At 34.7% G+C, this 25,101-nt stretch carries 23 protein-coding genes; 16 read left to right on the forward strand and 7 right to left on the reverse strand.

Annotated elements, in window-relative coordinates:
* The first annotated feature begins 95 nt into the window (after positions 1-95).
* The 3 genes from BM305_RS08655 (at position 96) to BM305_RS08665 (ending at position 4,907) form a co-directional block, all read left to right on the forward strand.
* Positions 96-2,675, forward strand: a complete 2,580-nt coding sequence (locus BM305_RS08655; protein ID WP_092560306.1) for a pentapeptide repeat-containing protein — start codon at positions 96-98, stop codon at positions 2,673-2,675.
* Between the two features lie 48 nt (positions 2,676-2,723).
* Positions 2,724-3,392, forward strand: coding sequence for an MBL fold metallo-hydrolase (locus BM305_RS08660; RefSeq protein WP_092560307.1), 669 nt, complete (start codon positions 2,724-2,726; stop codon positions 3,390-3,392).
* A gap of 108 nt (positions 3,393-3,500) precedes the next feature.
* Entirely contained in the window at positions 3,501-4,907 is a 1,407-nt protein-coding gene (locus BM305_RS08665; RefSeq protein ID WP_092560308.1) for an ArnT family glycosyltransferase, read from the forward strand.
* Between the two features lie 65 nt (positions 4,908-4,972).
* Here BM305_RS08665 and BM305_RS08670 read toward each other — a convergent pair whose 3' ends face one another.
* The 3 genes from BM305_RS08670 to BM305_RS08680 all read right to left on the reverse strand — a co-directional run bounded on the left by BM305_RS08670 (position 4,973) and on the right by BM305_RS08680 (position 8,514).
* Positions 4,973-5,776, reverse strand: coding sequence for a hypothetical protein (locus tag BM305_RS08670; protein WP_092560309.1), 804 nt, complete (start codon positions 5,774-5,776; stop codon positions 4,973-4,975).
* Between the two features lie 113 nt (positions 5,777-5,889).
* Positions 5,890-7,344: a methyl-accepting chemotaxis protein gene (locus tag BM305_RS08675; RefSeq protein ID WP_092560310.1), complete on the reverse strand. Its 1,455-nt coding sequence runs from the start codon at positions 7,342-7,344 to the stop codon at positions 5,890-5,892.
* A gap of 231 nt (positions 7,345-7,575) precedes the next feature.
* Complete coding sequence (locus tag BM305_RS08680; RefSeq protein ID WP_092560311.1) at positions 7,576-8,514, reverse strand: hypothetical protein; 939 nt, start codon at positions 8,512-8,514, stop codon at positions 7,576-7,578.
* 177 nt (positions 8,515-8,691) lie between these two features.
* On the opposite strand from BM305_RS08680, the gene BM305_RS08685 reads away from it, so the two are divergent.
* The 6 genes from BM305_RS08685 (at position 8,692) to BM305_RS08710 (ending at position 15,266) form a co-directional block, all read left to right on the forward strand.
* Complete coding sequence (locus tag BM305_RS08685; RefSeq protein ID WP_092560312.1) at positions 8,692-9,480, forward strand: Cof-type HAD-IIB family hydrolase; 789 nt, start codon at positions 8,692-8,694, stop codon at positions 9,478-9,480.
* Between the two features lie 140 nt (positions 9,481-9,620).
* Complete coding sequence (gene glnA, locus BM305_RS08690; RefSeq protein WP_092560313.1) at positions 9,621-10,922, forward strand: type I glutamate--ammonia ligase; 1,302 nt, start codon at positions 9,621-9,623, stop codon at positions 10,920-10,922.
* A 44-nt stretch (positions 10,923-10,966) separates the two neighbouring features.
* Entirely contained in the window at positions 10,967-11,518 is a 552-nt protein-coding gene (locus tag BM305_RS08695; protein WP_092560314.1) for an ANTAR domain-containing response regulator, read from the forward strand.
* A gap of 81 nt (positions 11,519-11,599) precedes the next feature.
* Positions 11,600-12,814 carry an LL-diaminopimelate aminotransferase gene (locus BM305_RS08700; RefSeq protein WP_092560315.1) on the forward strand — a complete coding sequence of 405 codons (1,215 nt, stop codon included), beginning with the start codon at positions 11,600-11,602 and terminating at the stop codon, positions 12,812-12,814.
* Between the two features lie 163 nt (positions 12,815-12,977).
* Positions 12,978-13,715, forward strand: coding sequence for a lytic transglycosylase domain-containing protein (locus tag BM305_RS19640; RefSeq protein ID WP_092560316.1), 738 nt, complete (start codon positions 12,978-12,980; stop codon positions 13,713-13,715).
* Positions 13,716-13,754: 39 nt separating this feature from the next.
* Positions 13,755-15,266, forward strand: a complete 1,512-nt coding sequence (locus tag BM305_RS08710) for a methyl-accepting chemotaxis protein (protein WP_177214642.1) — start codon at positions 13,755-13,757, stop codon at positions 15,264-15,266.
* Positions 15,267-15,365: 99 nt separating this feature from the next.
* On the opposite strand, the gene BM305_RS08715 is transcribed toward BM305_RS08710, so the two are convergent.
* The 3 genes from BM305_RS08715 to BM305_RS08725 form a co-directional block, all read right to left on the reverse strand.
* A complete protein-coding gene (locus tag BM305_RS08715; RefSeq protein ID WP_092560318.1) occupies positions 15,366-15,635 on the reverse strand; it encodes a hypothetical protein in 270 nt (89 codons plus the stop codon).
* A 13-nt stretch (positions 15,636-15,648) separates the two neighbouring features.
* On the reverse strand, positions 15,649-16,122 hold the full coding sequence (locus BM305_RS08720) for a hypothetical protein (protein ID WP_092560319.1): 474 nt from the start codon (positions 16,120-16,122) through the stop codon (positions 15,649-15,651).
* A gap of 90 nt (positions 16,123-16,212) precedes the next feature.
* The gene (locus BM305_RS08725) at positions 16,213-16,692 is read right to left on the reverse strand and encodes an S-ribosylhomocysteine lyase (protein WP_092560320.1); all 480 of its coding nucleotides are present in this window, start codon (positions 16,690-16,692) and stop codon (positions 16,213-16,215) included.
* A gap of 128 nt (positions 16,693-16,820) precedes the next feature.
* On the opposite strand from BM305_RS08725, the gene trpS reads away from it, so the two are divergent.
* The 6 genes from trpS to BM305_RS08755 all read left to right on the forward strand — a co-directional run bounded on the left by trpS (position 16,821) and on the right by BM305_RS08755 (position 23,087).
* Complete coding sequence (gene trpS, locus BM305_RS08730; RefSeq protein WP_092560321.1) at positions 16,821-17,825, forward strand: tryptophan--tRNA ligase; 1,005 nt, start codon at positions 16,821-16,823, stop codon at positions 17,823-17,825.
* Between the two features lie 346 nt (positions 17,826-18,171).
* A complete protein-coding gene (locus tag BM305_RS08735; protein WP_092560322.1) occupies positions 18,172-19,374 on the forward strand; it encodes an MFS transporter in 1,203 nt (400 codons plus the stop codon).
* Positions 19,375-19,534: 160 nt separating this feature from the next.
* The gene (locus BM305_RS08740; protein WP_092560323.1) at positions 19,535-20,806 is read left to right on the forward strand and encodes an aspartate aminotransferase family protein; all 1,272 of its coding nucleotides are present in this window, start codon (positions 19,535-19,537) and stop codon (positions 20,804-20,806) included.
* Positions 20,787-21,836 (forward strand): zinc-dependent alcohol dehydrogenase, encoded by a 1,050-nt coding sequence (locus BM305_RS08745; protein ID WP_092560324.1) that lies wholly within the window; start codon positions 20,787-20,789, stop codon positions 21,834-21,836. Before BM305_RS08740 ends, BM305_RS08745 begins: the two co-directional genes overlap by 20 nt.
* A gap of 29 nt (positions 21,837-21,865) precedes the next feature.
* Positions 21,866-22,546, forward strand: a complete 681-nt coding sequence (locus BM305_RS08750; protein WP_092560325.1) for an HAD family hydrolase — start codon at positions 21,866-21,868, stop codon at positions 22,544-22,546.
* On the forward strand, positions 22,530-23,087 hold the full coding sequence (locus BM305_RS08755; RefSeq protein WP_207649469.1) for a DUF1349 domain-containing protein: 558 nt from the start codon (positions 22,530-22,532) through the stop codon (positions 23,085-23,087). The genes BM305_RS08750 and BM305_RS08755 overlap by 17 nt, the downstream gene beginning before the upstream one ends.
* Before the next feature lie 112 nt (positions 23,088-23,199).
* Here BM305_RS08755 and BM305_RS08760 read toward each other — a convergent pair whose 3' ends face one another.
* Complete coding sequence (locus BM305_RS08760) at positions 23,200-24,168, reverse strand: Gfo/Idh/MocA family protein (protein WP_092560327.1); 969 nt, start codon at positions 24,166-24,168, stop codon at positions 23,200-23,202.
* A gap of 239 nt (positions 24,169-24,407) precedes the next feature.
* Here BM305_RS08760 and BM305_RS08765 point away from each other — a divergent pair, with 239 nt between their 5' ends.
* Complete coding sequence (locus tag BM305_RS08765; RefSeq protein ID WP_092560328.1) at positions 24,408-24,827, forward strand: YjdF family protein; 420 nt, start codon at positions 24,408-24,410, stop codon at positions 24,825-24,827.
* Positions 24,828-25,101: the final 274 nt, after the last annotated feature.

A 25,101-nucleotide genomic window follows, 5' to 3' on the forward strand; every position in this document is an offset into this window, starting at 1 on the left:
TTTGAAATTGTGTAGAGAAAACTATTTCTTGTAATAATGCAAATAGTAGGATAAAATATAGAAATAGAAATGAAAAGTACAGAGGGTGAGTTATTGTGTTAGGTTTTGTTTTTGATGATGTGGTGGCAGAATGCCTGGGTAAGGTAAAGGATCCATTAAAGCAGTGTTATTTGGAAGAGAAGGATAAAAGAAGTATTCAGAAAATATTTGATGATTTTTTTGAAACCTCTTTTATGAGAAATATAAAAGAAGCAGACTATCAAATAGACAGTATCGATTTGGAACCATTGAGAGCAAAGTATGATGGTATCGCTTATAGCCTATGGAAATTAACTGCTATTACAGAACCAGGTGTATTACGAGAACAATATAAGAGAATTCAGGAAAAGGCGTATCAGCTTTCAAGAGCTGTGACAGAACCTCAGAAAAAAGTGGTCGATACAATACTAGATGTTTCTAGAAAATTGATCGAAGCCTTTTTGGTAAAGAAATTTTCACCCAGTGAAGCTTACCTTCTTCAAAAGATTAATTTATTAGAGGATACAGTTGTAGCTGTAAGTGGAAGGTTATCAGCGGTTGAAAATGCTTGTGCAGAAAAGGAATGCAGCAGGAATGACGAGAAATGGGATAACAAGACGGCACAGTTTTATCAGCGGAAGTTTGGTGCCAGTCTTTTTTTGGATAAAAGAGAGGGCATTACTTTAGAGGATGTTTATGTAGAGCCGATTGCCAGCCCGTTGAATCAACACGGATATCCAGTAAGATATGGAGAAAGAAAAATTTTATCTGTTATAGAAGAGTATTTGAATAAAAAGGATGGTTTTCTTCTATTCATAGAGGGGGACGCAGGAATTGGGAAAAGTAGTCTGGTTGCAAGGCTTTCCATCCATTACATAGAAAAAGATATTTATTATAAGCCGTTAAAAGACTTTTTGTCAGTGGAGGAAACCATTGATTTCAAAGAAAATATTTTAAAATCCTTTCATCTGGAGGAAGATGATTGGGGAAAGACACTGATTCTGGACGGGTTTGATGAAGTTTGCTGCCGGTTAGATCCTGTGCTGTTTGATACCCACTTACAATTTTTTCTAGAGCGTGAGTATAGGATTATCTTGACTACAAGACCCCGGTATTTGGAAAAAATTAATATTACAGTTCATTATGAAACTTTTGCATTACAGAAATTCAATACGGCTCAAATAGAAGAGTGGTTAAATAAATATAAGGCTAAAAGAGGGGAAGCGTTAAGCGAAGAGACAAAACATCAAATTCTACAGACAGCCAGGGAATCCATGGATTTTATGGATATTGTGGGAATCCCAATTATGCTTTATATTATAGCCAACCAGAATATTGATGTTTCATCATTGAAATCAATTGGACAGTTGTATGATACGGTATTTGCCAACTTAAAGGAGGACAAATCACCTTCTAAGAAGCAGCAGCTGGAGGAGGATTATGAGATTGCACAAAGGCTTGCCCTGGCAATGCAGAAGAAGGAAGTTTTGAGAATGTCCAAAGAGGAAGCACTAGATAATGGGGTAGGACCCTTTGACAGTACTTTTTATGGGTCTGTTTATATTATTGAGGGGCAGGCTGAAATGGAATTTGTACATAAATCAATACAGGAATTTTTTGCGGCACAGTGGATATGGAAAACTTTGAAAGCCATTAATAGTAAAGAAAATGGATTAGATCAGTATACCTTGCTCTTAAATGAATTATTTTTAAGAGATGAGGTAATAGAGTTTCTAAAGTATTTTTATGATACGGATCAGGAACGAGTTAGAATTGGTGAGTCAGTAGTGAATGTATTTGATGATTTCTTAAATGGAAATATGTCTTGTACCAGAAAAGAGTGTTCCAATCACATCAATGCAGTTCAATTTGTTGAAGAAGGAATTACCTGTATTTATGTCAATCACCTAATTCTTACAAATCAAATATTTCAGATACCGCCAATCAATAAATTTGCTCCTGGCTATTACGAAAAAATAACTGCGTTTGTAAGAGGAATGCGTTTGTTTTGGAATGATGAACAGCGTAGAGGATATCTTAGAGTCTTACAGGATATTATTTTTCAGAAGCACCCGTTATCCTATTTGGATTTTCGGGGAAAGCAGTTTACTAAATGTGATTTTTTTGGTTCAGTGCTTGAGTTGTGTAATTTTCATGAAGCGTATTTTGAACAGTGTACTTTACTAGAGACACATTTACGGGGAAGTATTTTTGAATATACCAGATTTGTTAATACAGTATGGAAAGCATTACATATTAGGGATATTGTACTAAAGGATAGTGATTTTGATAATTGCAGCTGGGAAGAAGTGGAAATTCAGTTTGTACGGCTTTGTCGGTGCACAGTCATTAAGGGGACATGGAGTAAGGTGGTTTTAAAGCAGCTTACAGTGGATCAGTTTTCCTATAGAAATATGACATTAAAAAACTGTAATTTTGAGAGGGTTCATTTTAACAATGTAAAATTTGAAAAGGCTATTTTTGCAAAATGCACTTTTAATAGTTGTACGTTTAAAAGGTGTACATTTGTTAATTGCCTATTTGAACAGCCTGTGTTTATGGGAGCTTGTATCATGGATCAGTATACACAAAATACCTGTAAAGCGGCTCTGGGAAAATCAGGAATTAATGGAGGCATTCGATCTGTAAAGAAATAAAGCTAAGGAGGAGGGAAGTATTACAAGTGGTAATACAATGAAAAACATATGACATATGAAGTATTTTCAATAAAGGATCAGAGCATAACAAAGAATAATGTTTATCTGATTATGGATAAGAAAACAAGGCATACAGCAATTGTTGACACAGGAGGGACAATGAAGCAGATTCGGGACATAGTGCTGGAAAAGGAACTTGTGTTGACAATGGTTCTGATTACGCATACTCATCCAGATCATATACGTAATGTAAATGAAATTGCAGACCAATATAACTGCAATGTGTATGTTTCTGAAAAGGAGGTTCAATACTATCAGTATCAATGCAATAATCTTCAGACTTTTCAGGACATGGAAGCATTAACACTAGGTGAAACAACTATAACTTGTGTTGTTACACCAGGCCATACTAAAGGCAGTACATGTTTCCTATTGTCAGATAGTTTCTTTACGGGCGATACTATTTTTATTGAAGGGTGCGGCATATGCAATACGCCAGGCGGTTCTGCTAACGATATGTATCAAAGTGTAACAAAAGTGAAACACCTTGTGGAGGATTCTGTATTGGTCTATCCTGGACATACTTACAAGAATTATCCTGGGAAAAGTATGCAGTTTGTAAAAGACAATAATATTTATTTTTGTATGGAAGAAGAAGAACATTTCGTCAGTTTTCGTATGAGAAGGAACCAAAATGGTTTAATGGATTTTATTTAAGAAAAAATTGACACTTTTCGGCGTGTACTATAAAATGGTAACTAATAAATATATGAAATTTTAATAAGGGGGCGGTCATTTTGACTAGTAGAGAGGTGGCCTGTTTAAATGATTAATGTAGTTGCGTTATTATTAAGTGGGTTAGTCTATGTTACAGTTGGAATTGTTTTTTTAAAAATATGTGCTCTTTCTGGCTTTGTCAAAGAAAAGGAAGTTCAGCAGCAGAGTGAGAGTCTGATGGGGCAGGAGCCAGATGAATGGCAGGAAGAAGGTAAAGGGAAGAAAGCAATATCAGCTCTAATCCAATGGGTAAAAGAACTGTTTCGATTAGAACCGCAGTATCAAAGTGATTCCGAGGTGAAATGGCCTACAGTTGCAAAAGTTTTTAGTTTTGCTTTATTATGGAGAATTTTCCTATTCTTTATTAGTGTTATTGCCATTAGGTTATTCTATTCGGATAGTTCATTATCTTTGAATTTTTCTAAAGTAATAGAACATTGGAGAAGGTGGGATGCTGGACACTATTTGGGAATAGCAGAGTTTGGATACAGCGGGTATCTTGAAAACGGAGAGCCACTGTTTTTAGTGTTTTTTCCACTATATTCATATTTGGTTAAATTACTTCACTTAATAATACCAGACTTTGAAGTAAGTGCTTTGGTGGTATCCTTCATATCCTATGCTATTGGATGTTGTTATTTTTATCGTCTGGTTTGTTATGATTATGGAGAAAAAATTGCAAAAAGAGCGGTGATTTATCTTTCTATTTTTCCATTTTCCTTTTTCTTTGGCGGAATGATGACGGAAAGTGTCTTTTTTATGACTTGTGCAGCTGCTCTATATTATATCCGAAGGCACCAATGGGGAAGAATGGCAGTCTGTGCAGCATTATGTTGTTTGTCACGTATGGCAGGATTATTGGTGGTAATGGCAGCAGGGATTGAAATGTGTATTTATTATAAACCAGTCGCTTTTATTTGGAGAAAAGAGTGGAAACAATTAGCGGTATTTTTTGTGGATAAAGTGACCTTTTTGTTTTTAGCGGTTTCTGGTACTGCTGGTTATTTGTTTATTAATAAGCAGGTTACAGGAAATCCCTTTGCATTTGTAAAATATCAAAGAGAACATTGGTTTCAGGGCAGTACGTATATGAAAAATACACTGGGGCTTATTATGCAGTCTTCTTTTGCTAAAGACGTAGACCATTTAAGCCGTGTGGCTATTTTTCTTCCTGAATTCATTATTTTTGTTTTTGCTGTAGGATGTATTTTATACGGATTAAAGAAACATTACATTGTATATGTTACCTTTTTGCTTATGTATGTTATGTTAAATTACTCTCTTTCGTTTTTAATTAGTGGAGGAAGATATATGTCCTGTGCAATTCCTATGTTTGTAATAATGGCTGAATTTTCCAATAAGCATCAGTGGGCTGACCGATTGATAACCGTTGTAAGTACTTTGCTATTGGGGATTTATTTGACTGGCTTTCTATTTCTAAAAAATATTATGTAAAAAACGTATGGAATAACTGGCTGTACCCAGGTGGTGACTACCATCTGGGTACAGCCTTTGTAACACTAATCTTTTGTAACCAAGACTTTATTTAATATCTGGGTTAATACTTCTTTGTCAACTTTTACAAGGTTCAGACTTGCCTGCTTCGCACTTTCAATGTGTTTAGCTACAAAATCTTCTATGGCAGTGGCAAAAGCAGCATCTTGTTCTGTCAATTGTTGATTTTCAGCTTCTTGTGCAGCAACTGGTTCAGGTGGTTGTTGGCCAGGAGCACCGCCGCCACCAGGAATCATCGGAATTGGAGGACGGCGTCTTTTACGATTTATTTCTAAATCAATATTGCCGGCAATACTTCCGCCATGGGCAGTGGCAATGTCATCTACTATAGCTGCGCTTCTTTCAATTTCTGCTTTTGAGTGGCTGTCTCCGCTGGCTGCTGAAGAGAGAAGTCCTAATGAATATGCTCTGGACGTATCGATGTCAGCGTGAACAGGAACAAATATAATATTGATGTCGTTTACGGAAATTTCAGTAATTGGTGAAAGAGGTCCAAAGGATACGTTATTATTGTTATTGTTGTCATCATTGTTGTTGTGAATAATGGTGTTGTCATCGTTGTCATTTCGGATTCTTGTGTTAATGTCTGTGTCAGTACGATTTATAGTATTGTTATCATTGCGGATAATGGTATTGTCGTCATTTCCAATGAAATTAGTTTCAATATCAGTTCGTCTGCCACCATTAAAGGTATTGTCATTTCCAGGTACAACATTCGAGTCATTTACGAAAGGAGCTGGACGGCAGCAATTTCTAAGAGGACAGCAGTTTCTTCTACAATTTTGGTTTGGATTAATTTGATTACACATAATAAAGACCTCCTAAATATTTGTGTTGAGATAATTTTTATTATCTATAGTACAATATATGTCGGAAGCCATAGAAATGTGTCAAAATATAAAGAAAAAAATAGATATTTATACTATAATTTTTCTTTTAACCTACTGGAAAGTTGAATGATTTCAAGTAATCTTTCCGAAACCTTTTTTACAGATCCATTTTGCTCTAATACTGCTTCTGAAATATTTTCTATCATAGTTGAATTTTCCTCTGATGTAGCAACAACCATTTCTAATTCATTACGTATTTCATTAAAATGTGTTTGTATATTTTCCATAACTAAAAATTCGTTTTGTACTAAAGTATTGCATTCAATTGCAGTATTCTGCAAGGATTGAAAAAATTGTACGAGAATTGATACTTTATCTTTTCCGTTCAATACAGAGCCTGCTCCAGAAGATACTTTATCAGATACCTCTTTTGTTGTAGTTGTTAATTGATCTAAAATTATTTGTATATTAGTCGAAGCCCGTTTGCTTTGTTCTGCCAAAGAGTGAATTTCATTCGCTACGATGGCAAATCCTTTCCCGTGCTCGCCAGCTCGAGCAGCTTCTATGGAGGCATTCAAGGAAAGTAAATTTGTTTGTACTGCAATTGCACTGATTTCTTCAAGTATGGAATGAATATGGTTCATTTGTTCTAATAAATATTTGGTAGCACTATTAGCTGTTGAAATCGTACTGTCAATATTATTCATTGAAGCTTGAACATCTTGGATTCCAGATTGCCCCTTAGAAACATTTTTAGTTAATGTAGAAAAGTTATCTGCTAAAGAAGTGGCATGCTGAACATTTATTTTCAACTGATCATCTGCCTCTGAAAATTTGTCATTTATATTGACAATTGAGGTAGCTGATTCTTCAGCTGCACCAGCCATTTGACTGGAAGATTCATAAACCGAATCAGATCCTAATGTGATAGCAGCCATAGCTGCTTTAATACCTTCGATTGAATTGTATAATTCATCTGAGATTTGATAGGCAATTTCAGTATTGTTAGTTATCTGCTCTTGTTTTTCCTGAATTTCATTAAGTACTTTTTTGCTATGGGATACTAAGTTTTCACCTCGCTTTGTAGCTATAAAAAGTAAAATTGCCATACATGTATAAGTAAAAATAAGTATTTTTACTGAGGATAAACTTAAACTATCGCCTCCGATATATTTAGGATTAATAAAGGCAGCTATAATACAAGCGGGTACATAGAACAGAGTATAAATACAAATAACAGCTGATTTAAAATAAAGAGTTGCCATTGCTAAAACAAAAAATGATACAATAAAAGTCTGTCCATTTCCTCCTTCTATTATAGAGGTTGCTAATGTTGCCAGACCTAATAAGGTAAGAATTATAGTACCTTTTATAACATCGTTAAAATGTAAAAAATAAATAATGGATACTATTATTGAGGTCATCAACATAAAGCCAATAATTTCAATGGATGTAGCTGACCTGCCTGCGTTACTGTAGGTTAAAATTGATAGTAATACAGTAGCTATCCATGTTGCGTAAATGTTTATTTTGTGAATGCGATTCATTTGTTTTTCCTCCAGTCATTCTAGCATTCTCTTGAAAGTACAATAGAACTTTCTCAAAATATTTTTATAGGTTAAATAACCTTTTTATATATCGACTATTTTCGACATAAAAATAGTGAAAAATTGTACTTCTTTTAAAACAAATATTAGAATGAAGAAATGAATCTGCAATATGTGATAAAAATATTAAAAGCAGACGTAAAGATAGTCTGCTTTCAGATGTTATAGTGATTATTTTACTCTTTTGAAAATATAAGAACTAAGATTTGTAATGTTCAGCACTTCAAAATCATCTGGGGAGTCGGTTTTGGGTGAAAAACCATAGTCATATTTTGGACTTCCCATTTCATTTTCTTGCCCATCAATAATATATTTTTCAGGGAAAAGGCAGACATAAAAACCACTGCCTTCAGCAATATTAAGAGAAGCGATCTGAATATCACAGCCGTAGGTACCGTAATGGACATAATTCATATCTTTGGAACTGTCTTTATACCAATAATAAGTACCGTCTGCATTCAGAACAACGTAACCGCCAGTGCCAGCATCGTATTCTCCTACCAGAGACTTTTTCGCTTCTTCCTCTGCCAATGCATTATCTGGTACAGCCATAATTGCGGAGTCCATTATCTTCAGTGCTTCTTCCTTTAAATCCTCATAGTTGGAGTCTAGTGCTGTATAGGTAATAGAATATGCATAATAATTTTTGCCGTAACAACGCTGAATTACTGTATTTTTATCCTCTCCAGTACCAAATGTATATGTACACTCATACCATGTTTCATTATTTACAGTTATTTTTTTTGACTCTTCTAAAAGTTCATAACCTTCAGATGTACTAATAATATCCTGAGATGCACGAATCATATCCAGAGGATGCTGATAGGAAGTTTCTTTTGAACAGGTAATTCCAATAAGTGCTTCCCCTTTTGTAAAAGCTAAACTTGCATCTTGACTTTGGCTTTCATCAAAACTCCATGACGCATCATAGTAAATTTTCAAATCACCTAAACCAGCTTCTAGCAAATCAGGACTTTGAGTTGTTAAATCTTGGATGGTAGAATTCGGAGTTTCTGTTCTGGTAGTGTCAGGTGATTTTGCTTTCTCTTTACATCCATACATAAAAAAACTACATAATAAACATAGTAAAAGAAAGATTCGTTTTTTCATTATCATTTCCTCCATTAATCATATAAAATAGCAGCTAACTAAGAGTATAGTACACTAAGGCAGTTTAGACAACTATTTCGTGTTATAAAATATATTAAAAATTTTTGTAAAAATATTTGTAAGAACAAGCTACTTACGTTATAATAGATGACATTGAAAAAGAATGGAGACATTAAAATGACAAAATATGCAATTTTTTTTGATATTGACGGTACAATTATTGATGAGAATTCAGGAATTATTCCGGCTTCTTGCATAGAAGGAATTAAGCAGGCACAGAAAAATGGGCATATGGTTTTTATTAATACAGGAAGACCATTTCCAGCTATTGATACCTGTATAAAAGATATTGGATTTGACGGATATGTTTGTGGCTGCGGTACTTATGTAAAATATAGAGGACAGGAATTGCTGCAAAGAACACTTGGAAATGAATTATCACAAAGAATTGTGGTGGACTTATTGGATCATAATATTGATGGGATTTTAGAAGGACACCAGAATATATATTATAGAAATCAGGTAATAAGTGAGGCAGTAGGTAATATAAAGGAAAGGCATCAGTCCATGGATACTGGTTTTTTAAAGGGGTGGGAAGATGAAAAAATTTCCTTTGATAAATTGGCAATTTGGACATTACCAGAGAGTAATTTTCAAGGATTTGAGGCAAAATATAAAGACACCTTTGAATTTATTCATCGTGATATCTGTTTTTATGAATTAGTTCCTCATGGATATAGTAAAGCAACTGGAATTCAGTTTTTAGAAAAACATCTGAATATAGATCATTGTCATACAATAGCAATTGGTGACAGCACCAATGATATTTCTATGCTTGGGTATGTGGGGATTAGCATTGCCATGGGTAATTCCAATCCTATTCTTTTTGAACAGGTGAATTATGTGACAAAAGATATTATGCAGGATGGTGTGTATTGGGGATTAAAACAATTTCAGATCATATAATTGCAGGTATACAAAAGAATTGACAAAGTTATGTAATGTTGCTAATATAGTGTTAATTGGGCAAAGGTGTCTGGAGGTTTTACGGATCACCGATGCCTTTTTTGTGATAATAAATATTTTAATTAAGGGAGAGATAGACTATGGGTAAGTACACCAAGCAAGACATTATAAGAATGGTAGAAGATGAAGATGTAGAATTTATTAGACTGCAATTTGTTGACATTTGTGGAACGTTAAAAAATATGGCTGTGACAATAAGCCAGCTGGATAAAGTGCTTAACAACCAATGTACCTTTGACGGTGCTGCTGTCATTGGTTTTAAGGATACCTGCAACGGGGAATTTTTTCTTTCACCTGATTTAGATACCTTTGCTATATTTCCATGGAGACCACAGCAGGGTAAGGTGGCAAGATTAATCTGTGATATTTTAAATGAAGACGGAACACCTTTTGAGGGAGATTCCAGATATGCTTTGAAGAGAGTTGTTAAGGAAGCAGAGGAAATGGGATATAGCTTAGATGTTGGCCCTGAGTGTGAGTTTTTCTTGTTTGATGTAGATCAAAATGGAAATCCAACGATTCAGAGTTCGGAAAAGGGAGGATATTTTGATGTTGGTCCATTGGATCTTGGGGAAAATGTGAGACGTGAAATGGTACTGTTTTTAGAAGATATGGGATTTGAAATTATTAGTTCCTATCATTCCAACGAAGTTGCCCAACATGAAATAGACTTTAAAAATGGGGATGCTCTTTCCACAGCAGATAATGTTATGACTTTCAAAATGGTAGTTCGTACTGCTGCAAAGCGTCATGGCTATCATGCTACCTTTATGCCAAAACCAAAGTATGGTATGAATGGTTCTGGAATGCACTTAACAATGAAATTGTATAAGGATGGAAAAAATATTTTTACAGATTCCAGTAAAGATAATAAAGTTAGTGAAGAAGCCTATTCATTTATTGCAGGAATTATGAACCATATTGAAGGAATGACATTAATAAATAATCCAATTGTGAATTCTTATAAGCGGTTGGTTCCAGGATACAATGCACCAGTATCAGTAACCTGGTCAGAGAAAAACAGAGATTCGCTTATTCGCGTCTGCTCTACGGGAATGGAAGGAACCAGAGTGGAATTAAGAAGTCCAGATGCCGCATCAAATCCTTATTTGGTAATTGCAGTTTGTCTTGCAGCAGGACTAGAGGGAATAAAAAATCAGATGAAATTAGGAGAAGGCATGGAAAGTGGTAACGAACATGTCAAAGCACTTCCAACATCACTTGAGGCCGCAATACGAGCATTTGAAGCAGATCCGTTTATTCAGCAGGTTTTAGGAAAACATATTGCTGAAAAATATGTGGAGACAAAAAAAGAGGAGTGGAATGAATATTGTAAGCACGTTTCTGATTGGGAAGTGGAACAATATTTGTATAGAATTTAAAGATCACCTTATGAAATCAAATATGAAGGCGGAGGTGATCGGGTGTGTTAAGTATTATTGTGGTTTTTCCTAAAATAGAGGATGCAAAAAATATTAGAAATGTTTTAATACGCAGCGGATATGAGGTACAGGCGGTGTGTACAACTGGTGCCCAGGCTATTACTTTAGTAAATGAACTGGATGAAGGAATTGTTTTGTGCGGTTACCGGTTTAGTGATATGCATTATAGTGAACTGCACAATATTTTACCAAAATCTTTTGAAATGTTATTAGTTGCATCTCCTACAAAATTAGAGGAATGTGTAAATAGTGATATTGTATGTTTAGGCATGCCAATTAAAACAAGAGATCTTATTAATACAATTGAGATGATGACACTCAATTATAATAGAAGAAAGAGGAAAAAGAAAGATACTGGCCGACAGAGGTCTAGTGAAGATCGTGCAACAATAGACAAGGCAAAAGCAATTTTGATGGACCGAAATAACATGTCCGAGGAAGATGCTCACCGGTACATACAGAAAACAAGTATGGACAGTGGGACAAATATGGTTGAAACGGCAGAAATGATTATTAGCATGATGCGGGAATATTAGATAAAAATAATCAACTATGGATATTGCATATTAAAATGGAATACGGTACAATGGAGTGAAAAAGGAATAGGGAGGCTGAATATGGTTAAGATTAATGATAATTTTTTGAAACTTCCTGGAAGTTATTTGTTTTCAACAATTGGGAAAAAGGTTGCTGCTTTTCAGGAAGCAAATCCGGATAAAAAAATAATTCGTCTTGGTATTGGGGATGTAACCCAACCTTTAGTTCCTGCAATTATTCAATCACTTCATAAGGCAGTAGATGAGATGGGAAGTGCAGAGACCTTCAAAGGGTATGCGCCGGATTTAGGATATGAGTTTTTAAGAACAGCTATTGCAGATGGAGATTATAAAGCTCGTGGCTGTGATATAAATGCAGATGAAATCTTTGTAAGTGACGGTGCAAAATGTGATTCAGGTAATATTCAGGAGATATTTGGGTTAGACAATAAAATTGCTGTCTGTGATCCTGTATATCCAGTATATGTGGATTCTAATGTAATGGCTGGAAGAACTGGTACTTATGATGCTGCTTCAGAAAAGTGGAGCGATGTTATTTATATGCCATGTACTATGAAGAATAATTTCGCGCCTGAGCTGCCAAAGGAAACACCAGATTTAATTTATTTATGTTTTCCAAATAATCCAACTGGTTCAACGATTACTAAGGCTCAGTTACAAGAATGGGTAGACTATGCGAATAAAACAGGTGCTGTGATTATATATGATGCAGCATATGAAGCGTATATTTCTGAGGAAAATATTCCTCATACCATTTATGAGTGTGAAGGTGCCAGAACTTGTGCCATTGAATTAAGAAGCTTTTCAAAAAATGCAGGATTTACAGGGGTACGGCTTGGATTTACTGTAATTCCTAAGGAATTAAAAGTAGGTGATGTTTCTTTACATTCTTTATGGGCAAGACGTCACGGAACAAAATATAATGGTGCGCCTTATATTATACAAAGAGCAGGTGAGGCTGTTTATTCAGAAGCTGGCAAAGCACAATTAAAAGAGCAGGTTGCATACTATATGAATAATGCAAAGGTTATATTTAATGGACTGAAAGAAGCAGGATATACAGTTTCTGGTGGTGTGAATGCACCATACATCTGGTTGAAAACGCCTGAACAAATGACTTCTTGGGAATTTTTTGATTTCTTATTAGAGAAGGCAAATGTAGTTGGTACCCCAGGGGCTGGATTTGGACCAAGTGGAGAAGGCTATTTTAGACTTACTGCATTTGGAAGCTTTGAAAATACAGTAGCTGCCATTGAGAGAATAAAAAATATATAGTGATAACCACATAGAAACTGGTATGAAAGTTTTTATGTGGTTTTTTTTGCAGTAAATCAATGGAAAGTAATTATTTTTACTAAAATACCATGGAAAATACAAAGATTATCTGCTATAATGAAAAAGGCAAGACAAAAAAATAATTGTTGAGGAGAGATGGAATATGGTAAATGCAGTCCATTTGGAGGGGCTTACATATATCCGCACAATCAAGAATACTGCAAATACAGAAGCAACAACAGATTTTAATAAAACGCTAGAGGAAGCTATGAGTGCAGGTGAAGATAATACTACAGATAGTCAGATTACATTATCCAGCGTACAGTCTCCACAATATCTGGATGAATTTTTTCAAAAAGCATCAGATAAGTACGGTGTACCGGTAGAATTAATTAAAGCGGTTGTTAAGGCAGAGTCAAACTTTAATGCGAATGCAGTAAGCAGTAGTGGTGCACAAGGACTTATGCAACTGATGCCAGCTACCGCGGAAGGACTTGGTGTGGAAGATTCCTTCGACCCAGAACAAAATATTATGGGAGGCACAGCATATTTGGCGAAGATGTTAAAGCAGTTTAATGGTAGTGTTAAACTGGCATTAGCGGCATATAATGCAGGGCCTGGTAATGTTACAAAATATGACGGCATTCCACCTTTTACGGAGACTCAAAATTATGTGAAAAAGATTTTAGGTTTTCTAGGGGTTTCTGGTAATTCCAGCGTAGAGGCAGCAACAGCATCCGGCGAGACAGAGCAGAATACATCTACTGCTGAAACAGGCACAGAAGCGGAATTGACAGAGCTAGTTGAAAAGTTTACCAGTCAGTCCAAGTGGTATAATATCCTGAATGGAACGGACAGTAGCGGCGACTCAGCTTTATCTATTTCAAATATGCTGTTATAATGTGTTAAGTAGTATATAAGCAGGATGGAGGTTTTCAACATGAGCAGTGGAACTACTACAATGAGGGAAAGGAAATATAACAACATAGAAGAGCGGAATGTCCGGCTGAATCAATACATTTTTTATGTATTGCTGGCCAGTTACGGAATATTTTCTATATATACTCTTATGCAGCCGGCGCATATGTTTCAGGCTGAAGTTATTTCATATGCATTAGTTGCTGTATCAGTTTTATCCGTTATTTTTCATTTTTTAATGCTGCGTAAGCATGCAACCAGCGAATCATTAATGTTTATTTCATATAGTGTATTTTTAATTTATTATGCTGTTATGCTTACAATAGGACAGAATTCTTTTATACAGTTTTCTGTAGTAGGGGTTCTGATGGTAGGCGTACTGTTTTATAAAGAAAAGAGAATACTTGTATTTGCAATTATAACACAGTTGCTGAATATCGGGTATCTGGTTCGGATTATAATTGGAACAGCAGATAAAATGATTATATATAACGAAAGTGTGAAGTGTATGATTATGCTTCTGCTGTTAACTTTATGTTATTTTTGTACAAAACTGGGGCATGAATTTAACCATGATGCAATTCATGCCCTTCGTGATGAACATCAGGTTCAGAATGAAATTCTAGAGGATGTATTAAGGATTGCTAAGAAAGTGAAGGAAGGAACGATTACTACAAATGAAATTGTGATGGAACTAGAAAATTCCACAAATATTGTGAATAATGCAGTAAGTGAAATTTCTTCAGGAACTCAGATTACAGCTGAAAATATTCAGGAACAGACAGTTATGACACAGTCTATTCAGAATTCCATTAATGATACGGTTATGGATTCAAAGAAGATGGTTAAGATTGCAAAAGATGCAAGAAAAGTAATTGACAGCAATCTGAAGGTAATGGATATATTAAAAGTTCAGTCAGAAGAAATTGGAAAGAAAAATGAGGTGGCAGCTGATTCCATGGTTAAGCTACAGGATAAAGCAGAACAGGTGAAGAAAATTGCAGCGATTATTTTTGATATCTCCAGTCAGACAAATTTACTGGCCTTAAATGCTTCCATAGAAAGTGCAAGAGCAGGAGAAGCAGGAAGAGGATTTGCAGTAGTTGCAGATCAGATACGGCAGCTGGCTGAGCAGACTAGAAAGTCTACTGAGAGCATTGCAAAGATTATTGAAGAGTTGTATGATAATGCAGAAGATGCGTCTCAGACGGTGCAGCACTCTATTGATTCCAGCCAGAAGCAGTCTGAAATGATTGTGGAAGCCTCTAATAGTTTTGAAAAGGTTACTCAAAATGTAAAAACTCTTATTGAGGATATTAGCAGTATTGATACAATGTTAGTAAATCTTGCGGATGCTAATAATAAAATTGTGGATAATATTAGTCAGTTAAGTGCCACTAGTGAAGAAATTACGGCAAGTTCAAATGAGGCGGCTGATGTTAGTGAGAATAGTAAGAAAGATGCCGATAAGGCAAAAAGATTATTAGCTGAAGTAATGGATTCTGTAAAGGGTTTTGATAAATACCTGAATTAATAGAGGAAAACTAATAGGAAACCGTCATAAATTGACTGCATTAAGCCAGCTTATGACGGTTTCTTAGAATATAAATAACGGCTTTAAAGTAACTGAGTACTATATCTTCATCATTTTCTTAAGGACTTCAAATTTAGCCAGTTCTTCTTGTGACATATCATGTGTTAATATAGTAAACAGCGTATCCCGTTCTTTTGGAGTAAAAGATAAGTTTTGAGATTTTAATTGAGTTTGTGCGGATAAAATCAAGGGAAGGGCTTGCTGCATCGACTTTCCTTTACTTTGCTTTGAAATATCCATCAAAATCTTTTTTTTTCGCGGATCCATTTTTTGAAATACGGGATCCTCCATCCATTTTTCTTGTTGCATACGAATCCCCCCTTTACATATTCATTGCTCGAAAGAGCATGTTCATGTTATCAAAGGTTGCCTTTTGCTCGGGAGAAAGCTGAGTAAGTAAAAATTCAATAATTGGGGCAACAGATGCATGCATCCCATTATTAGTGCTGGCTGCTTTCAATTCGGGAGTAGGATTGTTTTGTTTAAAGACCTCATATGACTGGTATAAATTTCTAGCTTTTATAAAATTAAGCACGGTATTAATGAGTTCTTTTTCAGAAGTGGTGCATACAGTTTGAATGCTGGTCAGCATTCCTTCTAAGTTAAATTGTGATTGTCCGATATCGCAAGCTTCTAGTTCTGGTGACTTTCCAATCGTTGCAAATGATTCAGCTAATTCACTGGTTTTTATTGCAACTTCCATGGATTGCTTTGTTCTGTTATCTACGTAGGGTAGTGCAGCTTTCAAAATATCGAAAATGTGATTCATAGAATTCTCATTTTTGTTTTTTTCCATACTAAAACCTCTTTATAGTTTTAGTATAGTATATTTGCCTACTAGAAAAAAAAGTACAAAATAATTGTACAAGTGAATAATTCTAAAAATCTATTGTGGATAAACTAGTCTGTCAGTTGAAATATCAAAAAGAACATTTTTTAGATAGTTTGCTGCCAGATATTTTGCCATTGGAAGATTCATGTCCAGATAGTTTCCACATTCAATAGCGGAAGCCCCAGGTACGTCACCATCAAAGTCAGAAATAAAGGAAAATAATTCTTTTAATAATTCAATAATAGCAGAGGATTCATAATCTCCAGCTAAAATTAGATAAAAACCTGTTCTACAGCCCATAGGTCCAAAGTATATAATTTTAGATGAAAAATCTTTATGGTTCCTTAGAAAAGTAGCAGCAAGGTGTTCGATTGTATGCATTTCTGCTGTATTCATAACTGGTTCATAATTAGGTCTTGTCATTCTGAGGTCAAAGGTAGTAAGGACTTCCTGACCAACCTTGTCCTTTCTGGAAACATAAACACCAGGCATTAATTTTAAGTGGTCTATTGAAAAGCTTGTAATTTGTTTCATACTATTATCTACTCCTTATCTCATTCATTTTATTGTAATCACTATATTATATCATAAAGAAATATTTACTAACAAGATAAAATGTGTTAAACTTATTTAAGAAAGATTCCACATTAGGAGGAAGAAAAATGTTAAATGATAAGAAAGTGTTATTTAGTGGAATGCAGGCTACTGGCAGTTTGACCTTGGGTAATTATTTGGGAGCTCTTAAAAACTGGGTGTCTTTAAATGAAGAATATGAATGTTTTTATGGTGTTATGGATTTACATTCTATAACCGTTAGACAAAACCCTGCTGAATTTAGACAAAAAGCAAGGGCTTTATATATTTTATATGTAGCAGCCGGATTAGACCCAGAAAAGAATTGCATTTATTATCAATCACATGTGTCAGGACATGCAGAATTGAGCTGGATTCTAAGCTGCTTCACCTATATGGGAGAGTTAAACCGTATGACTCAGTTTAAGGACAAGTCAGCAAAGCATGCAGATAACGTTAATGCAGGACTTTTTACCTATCCTGTTTTAATGGCAGCAGATATTTTATTATACCAGGCAGATGTTGTACCTGTAGGTGTCGACCAAAAGCAGCATCTTGAAATTACAAGAGATATTGCTGAGCGGTTTAATAGTGTATATGGTAATGTTTTTACAATTCCAGAACCTTATATTGGGAAAAAGGGCGCTAAAGTAATGAGTTTACAAGAGCCAGCCAAGAAAATGTCAAAATCAGATGAGAACCCCAACGCAAGTGTTTTCTTAATGGATGATCCAGACACGATAATCAGAAAGTTTAAGAGGGCAGTTACGGATTCAGACAGCGAAGTGCGCTATAGTGAGGAAAAACAAGGCATCAGCAATTTGATGGAAATATATAGTTCTGCAACAGGAAAAAGCTATAATGAGATTGAGAAGGAATTTGATGGAAGAGGTTACGGTGATTTTAAAGTAGCGGTTGGAGAAGCAGTCGTTTCCATTTTAAAGCCTTTACAGGACAGAGTGGCAGAACTTACAAAGGACAAGGTATATATAGACAGTATGATTAAGATGAATGGGGAAAAGGCACAGTACTTTTCCAATAAGACACTTAGGAAAGTCCAGAAGAAGGTTGGATTTACAGAAAAAATAAAGTAAGCAATTAACATCCATGCCATGGTAGTGATAAGGCATGGATGTTTCTATTTACTTTGACCGTGTACGCAAGTAAGTTGAAGTGAGGTAAGTCTATATCAAATAGCTGCAAAGCAACAGCTTTTAATATTTAAAATAGAAGCTAGAAAATCTTGTAAAATTTCTAATAATAACTTAAAAAATGCAGGAAAAAACGTGCATTTGTCTAATTTGTTTCCAGCGTATGTAAAAACAATGTAAAAGAACTTGAAATAAGGAATCTAATGGTATATAATGTAAAATGCATTTTACAAAATGTCCTATTTATTTCATAGGGCTGAAAAATAAAATAGAAAGTGGAAGGATAAAAATGAAAGCTAATATAAGAAATAATTATAGGTTTACGATATATGCCTGCTATTTAGGATATATTGTACAGGGAATCATTAATAATGTCAGCCCTATTCTTTTTGTTACATATCAAAATAGATTGGGAATTTCTCTTGATAAGATAGGAATTTTGATAGCTGTTAACTTTGGAGTTCAGATACTGATTGATATAGTGGCAGCAAAGTATGTAGATAAAATTGGTTATCGACTAAGTATGATATTAGCACATATTTTCTCAACAATAGGTTTGATTGGAATTGGAGTTACTCCATTTTTCTTTAATACACCGTTTGCGGGGCTTTTAACTGCAACTATATTAAATGGAATAGGAGGAGGATTACTGGAAGTATTGGTAAGCCCTATCGTTGAAGCGGCACCATCTGAAAAAAAGGATAAGGTAATGAGCATGCTTCATTCGTTTTATTGCTGGGGATGTGTAGGGTTTATTGCAATATCTACGATTGCACTTAGGATTATAAGTCAGGAATATTGGTACGTTTTGCCTATTGTTTGGTCTGCGGTTCCTATTCTGAACTGCATCTTATTTGGATTTGTACCAATTGGTGTACTGGTAGAAGATGGAGAACAAATGTCATTTCATAGTTTGTGCAGGAAAAAGATATTTTGGATATTAATAGTATTTATGTTATGTGCAGGAGCATCTGAAATGGGAATGTCTCAATGGGCATCCTATTTTGCCGAAATTGGACTTGGGGTAAATAAGACATTTGGCGATATATTAGGGCCATGTTTCTTTAGTTTTATGATGGGAATAGCAAGACTTATTTATGGAAAAAGTGATTCTGAAATAAATCTAAATCACTTCATGGCAGGTAGTTGCGTGCTATGCGTTTGTAGTTATCTTCTTGCAGTTTTTGCTCCGATACCTGTACTTGGGCTTATTGGTTGTGGCTTATGTGGCTTATCAGTAGGAATTTTATGGCCAGGTACTTTCAGTATTGCCGCCAGAGAGTGTAAGGCAGGTGGAACTACGCTTTTTGCATTGCTGGCTTTAGCAGGAGATATTGGCTGTATTTCAGGACCAGAATTGGTTAGTATTGTGTCTGGGAAGTTCCCATTCTATGGGCTAAAAGCAGGGTTACTTGCAGCAGTTATTTTCCCAGTAATTTTATTAATAGGAATACTGGTATTTGTATTGGAGAGAAAGTTCGTAAAACAATAATTATTGTAAAAAACAAGTAAAAATATGAAAAATATATTGAAATTCAAAATACAATGTAATATAATGTAAAAGTATTGAAAAAATGGAAATACAATAAATTAATACAAACTAACGAAAGGTAAATTAGCTTTAAAGAAAATTAAAGAAAAAAGGTGAAAGTATGAAAATTTTAGAGTACGAGGAGATAGGACAAAACAATTCTTTGGAAAAGTATTCGGGAAAAGGGATTAATTTGTACATCGATGGTAAAAGGTATATTGATTGTGCATCAGGAACGTTCAATTTATCACTTGGATACTCAACGGAAGAACATATTGAAGCATTGTGCAGCCAATTACATAAGTGCTGCCATCTTTCTTCAAGTTATACAACAGAAAAATCAAAAGAAATTTTTGAATTAATGAAAGAATATTTACCAGAACAAATAGGCGCTTTTTGGTTTCGTGATATTATAGGTTCAAGTGCTAATGAATGTGCTATTCGAATTGCTCAAAAGGCAACTGGTAAGACTGATGTGATATCTTTGTTTGTTTCACATCACGGACAAAGTAGCTTAACAACATGTGTGTCTGGTAATGCTTTTCGTCGTAAAAGTTTTTGTTTATCTGGTGTAAATAGTATTAAGATACCAGCTCCAGATTGTTATAATTGTTTTTATTCTCAATCTAATGAGTATTGTGATGTTCAATGTGCCAAGCGACTAGAAGATTTTATTGAGTATGCTTCTAGTGGCCAGGTAGCAGCATTTATAATGGAGCCTATATTAGGTAATGGAGGGAATATCGTACCTGACACTAGATATTATAAAATAATTAGGGAGATATGTGACAAGTATGGTATTCTTATTATTGCAGATGAAGTGCAGACAGGATTTGGAAGAACAGGTTCATTTTTTGCTACTACTGGATATGCAAAAGATTTAAGACCAGATATTATAACTTTTGCTAAGGGAGCAGGGGGAATTGGAATTCCAGTTGCAGGTGTACTAATGAGAAAAGAGCTTGATGTATTGGAAGCATGGGAACATTCGACCACATCAGGTGCTAATCCATTAGCTCTTGTTGCAATAGAAGAAACAATTAAGTATATTAGAAAATACAATATACTGGATAATGTAAATGAACAATCTGTTCTATTAGAGGATGGTTTGAGATATTTGGCATTAAAATATCCTTTTGTTTATAATGTGAAAGGAAAAGGATTAATGTTCGGATTTGATCTTGCTGAAAGAAAAGATGTAGATGAATTTATTAGGATAGCATACGAAAATGGTCTCATTGTCAGAGCTAGCCGTTATGTATTCGGAAATACCATTAAGGTAAGACCACCTCTAATTGTGACAGAATCAGAAATAAATGAGATATTAGAAAAATTAGAACTATCAATGATTCAATTCAGCAAGGAGAAAGAATATGAGAGCATTAAAATATAAAGATATGTGGGATGTTTCAATTGAGGAGGTGGAAGATCTCCATGTGATTAATCCAGATGATGTAATAGTAGAAGTAAAATATTGCGGAATATGCGGAACAGATATTGGTATTGTTTCAGGAGAATATCCTGTAGCGGTAAAGGGTGTCACGATTGGACATGAAGCAACAGGTATTATTGCTGAAGTTGGTAAGGATGTAAAAAATGTAAAGCCAGGAGACAGAGTTGTGATTAATCCAACTACATATTGTGGCACTTGCAGAATGTGTAAAACATTAAGAATCAATCATTGTGAAAATAAGTTTGGAACAGAGAGTGGCGTAAGTTATGATGGGACTTTTGCCCAACGATATCGGACAACATCAGGGTATGTACATAAAATTCCAGATCACATTTCTATGAAGGCAGTTGCATTAACAGAACCATTAAGCTGTGTAGTGACAGGATTACGAAAAATTCAGCCTACAACAATGAATTTAAATAGCTATGTATTTGGTGCAGGCACTATGGGAATTCTTTATACATGGGGTTTGACTTTAAAAGGGATTGTACCTGTAGTTATAGAAAAATCACCTGCACGATTTGAGTATGCTAAAAAATGTCTTCCAGAAGGAGTTAGGATATATCAGTCCCTTGAGGAAGCTAGAGCTGATTATTTTCAGGATCCAAAAGCGCCTTTGGACATAGTGGTAGACACAACATCTGGACTTTTAGAAGAATTGTATCCTCAAATGGCATGTGGTGGTACTTATATGAGTATTGGGTTAAAGAAAAAATATGCTAGAATTAATACAATGGAGTTAGCGGATAAAAGTTTATCCATTGTAGGTTCTATTGATTCTATGCATGGTTCTTTCTTAGAGGCATTTCATCTTATTACAAAGAATGTAATTCCGACAGAAAAGCTAATTAGTCATGTAATTCCATTGTCAGATTTTAAACAGGCATTTTCTATTATTGGCTGTGATATAGAAGCAAAGTCTATGGTTCCAGCCAAGATTGAAAATGCAAAAATCCTTTTAGAAATATAAGTAATTATACTTAAATGAGGAGGTTTGATATGCTTCAGGGGATAATATTTGATATTGATGGAGTCATTGTAGATAGTGAACCATTGCATATGAAAGCACTGATCGAAACGCTTAAAAGAGAATTAGATGTGGAATCAGATATAGATGAAAATGAACTGATAGGGTTGAGTCTAGATGATACCATAGATAAATTTAATATACCAAAAGTTAAAGAAGAAGTAATTAAAAGGCTTACCATTGAGTATTATTTAGAAAATGTAAGTGCAGATTTAATACGTCCAGATATTAAACAATTGTGGCTTTCTTTAATAGAAAAAAATATTAAATTTGGATGTGTGTCATCAGCTGAAATGAGTATTTGTAAAAAAAACATTAGTTTATTAAACTTAAATGATAAGATACAAGTTCCTATAGTTGCCTTTGAAAGTGTGGAAAAAACAAAACCACATCCTATGCCATATTTAAAAATGTTAGAAATATTAGGACTGAATCCAGACCAAGTGATTGTACTGGAGGATTCTGATACAGGAATACGTTCTGCTTCATTAGCAGGTATTCACAATATTTATGCATGGCCACATCAATTATCCTATTCTCAAAATTATGAGCAGGCAAAGATGGTAATTCAAAACTTAAAAGAAATCGACTTTTTTGTAAAAATATTGGAGGAAAGGAATAACTATGTATCAAAATATGATTTGGTTCAATGAACCTCCTAAATGGAAGGTGGATAACGGCCTATTAAAGGTGAAAACAGGCAATAAGACAGATTTCTGGGTACAGACATTTTATAAATTTGTAAGAGATGATGGGCACTTTTTGTATCAGAATGTCAAAGGTGATTTTACAGTACAGGTTACTTTCACTGGAGACTATAATGATTTATATGATCAGGCAGGGCTTATGCTCAGAGCGGATGATAAAAACTGGGTGAAGACAGGAGTTGAATATACCGATTCTGAAATTCATCTTAGTGCTGTCGTCACGAGAGAATACTCAGACTGGTCGGTTTTAAATTTTCCTGATTATTCAGGTGAATTGACAATTAGAATGACAAGGCATGGAGAAGCAATACGTATTCAATACTTAGATAATACGGGTAAGTGGAGATTGATGAGATTAGGCTATATAAATATGCCAGAAGAATGTCAGGTAGGGATTATGTGCTGTTCACCTCAAAGAGAAGGTTTTGAAGTGAGTTTTAAGGATTTTAAAATATCTGATCCGATATCTACAAGGCTGCATGAGTAGAAAAGAGAAAAGTTGCACCATAGCTTTCGTATGTATTATACGAAGTTATGGTGTGTTTTAATAGGTAGCTTTGAATTAAGTGTATTCTTTTGTTAGTTAGTCTATGGGAGGTCTATTCATTTGGGAAAATAACACCCCACTCTTTTCGAAAGGAATCCATAAGTTCCATGACAAAAATAATATCTTGATGAGGCATTTCATCACATTCTGTTTTTCTCTGTTGAATCGCTTTTATACAAGCTGATACTTCATATTCATATCCTGTTATTTGCACAGGTGCTTCATAACAGGCAATTTCTTTGCGGGCTTGATCAAATACTCTTATACGTTCACAATTATTAATATTTTCTGCTAAAAGGAATCCTTTTGTGCCACTTATAATCCCCTGCCGGTCTGTCATTGCCAGCATTGTACTGCTTAATACAGCCATTCTGCCATCCTGATAGAGCAGTGTCATATTATTTTGGGCATCTACACCTGTATCTGTCAGAAAAGCAGAAGAGGTTATTTTATCAATCTCTTTCCCAAATGCCATAAGGGCAAAGTTCAAAGGATATACTCCAAGATCTAGGAGAGCACCTCCAGCTAATTCAGGGTCAATTAAGCGTTGTTTGTGCTGAATGGCATACCCTAAATTTGCAGTAAGCATTGTGGCATCTCCAATAATTTTGCTTGCAAGAAGTTCATCTAGAGTTTTTCGTAGTGGCATATATCTGGTCCAGATTGCTTCGGCCAAAAGAAGATTTTTTGCGCGGGAGATAGAAATCATCTCACGAGCTTCTTTGGCATTTCTTGCAAAAGCCTTTTCACATAGAACATGTTTACCGCTGTTTAAACAGAGCTTGACATGTTGGTAGTGATGTGAGTGAGGAGTTGCTACATATACAAATTCTATTTCAGGATCGGATAACATTTCTTCATAGGAACCATAAGCCTTTTGAAATCCAAATTCTTTAGCAAAAGCATCAGCTTTTGTATAATCTCTTGAAGCGATTCCGTAGTTTGTTACATCATTCATTTTTTGTGTGGTAGCTGCCATAGTTCGAGCTATAGCACCTGCGCCTAATATTGCCATTTTCATTTTATTATGCCTCCTTTTATATGCTAGTTATATTTTATACAGGATTGAATGATATAGTCAATGTAGTATATTAATTTGCCAATAGATTTTTATATGATATAATAGTAATTGCGAAGATAAAAACACAGTTCTGGTTGGTAGTCCAGACGTAATCATAAACATTCATGTAGTTAAGGTTATCAGTAACCTGCCTCCGGGTTGTCCGTTCTTTGTTATTTATTTTCAAGGAGGAAATTAGAATGGAAAAAGAAATCGTAAAGTTGCAGGTATTTTTTGAAGACCCCTTTTGGATTGGTATTTTGGAAAAAGTATCAGATGGTAAATTGAATGTAACGAAAATAACCTTTGGTGCAGAGCCAAAAGATTATGAAGTTCAAAAGTATCTTATGAAAAACTGGTTTCAGCTTCGATTTAGTCCAGCTATTGAAGCCGAGATGAGTGAAAAGGACCGGTTGAATCCTAAGCGTTTACAGCGTGACGTGAAGAGGCAGCTTCTGAGTGCCAGAATAGGAACAAAATCTCAGCAGGCTTTAAAATTGCAGCAAGAGCAGAACAAGGCAGAAAGAAAGAACCGTATTCATAAAAAAAGTGAAGAAGAAAAAGAGCAGAATTTTGAACGAAGACAGCAAAAGCGAAAGGAAAAGCATAGGGGAAGATGATGTGAAGACTTTGTAATAATTAGAAACTTTACTCTTTGTGTACTGAAACAAATAAAAATCCAAAGAAATAAAGGATTTATTCCTTTTTTTCTTTGGATTTTTTTATGAATAATAAGAAAAAAACAATAAATATGTGTTCAATGTTAAATATATATTACAAAACAATATTATATATTGATAATAATGGAAAAAATGATATAATATATGTAACATATGAAGAAAAACAAATTATTTATTTTAATTCTATTTATAAGTTGATATTTATTTGGGTATT

It is taken from the genome of Anaeromicropila populeti (assembly GCF_900112775.1).
GTDB classification, from domain to species: domain Bacteria; phylum Bacillota; class Clostridia; order Lachnospirales; family Lachnospiraceae; genus Anaeromicropila_A; species Anaeromicropila_A populeti.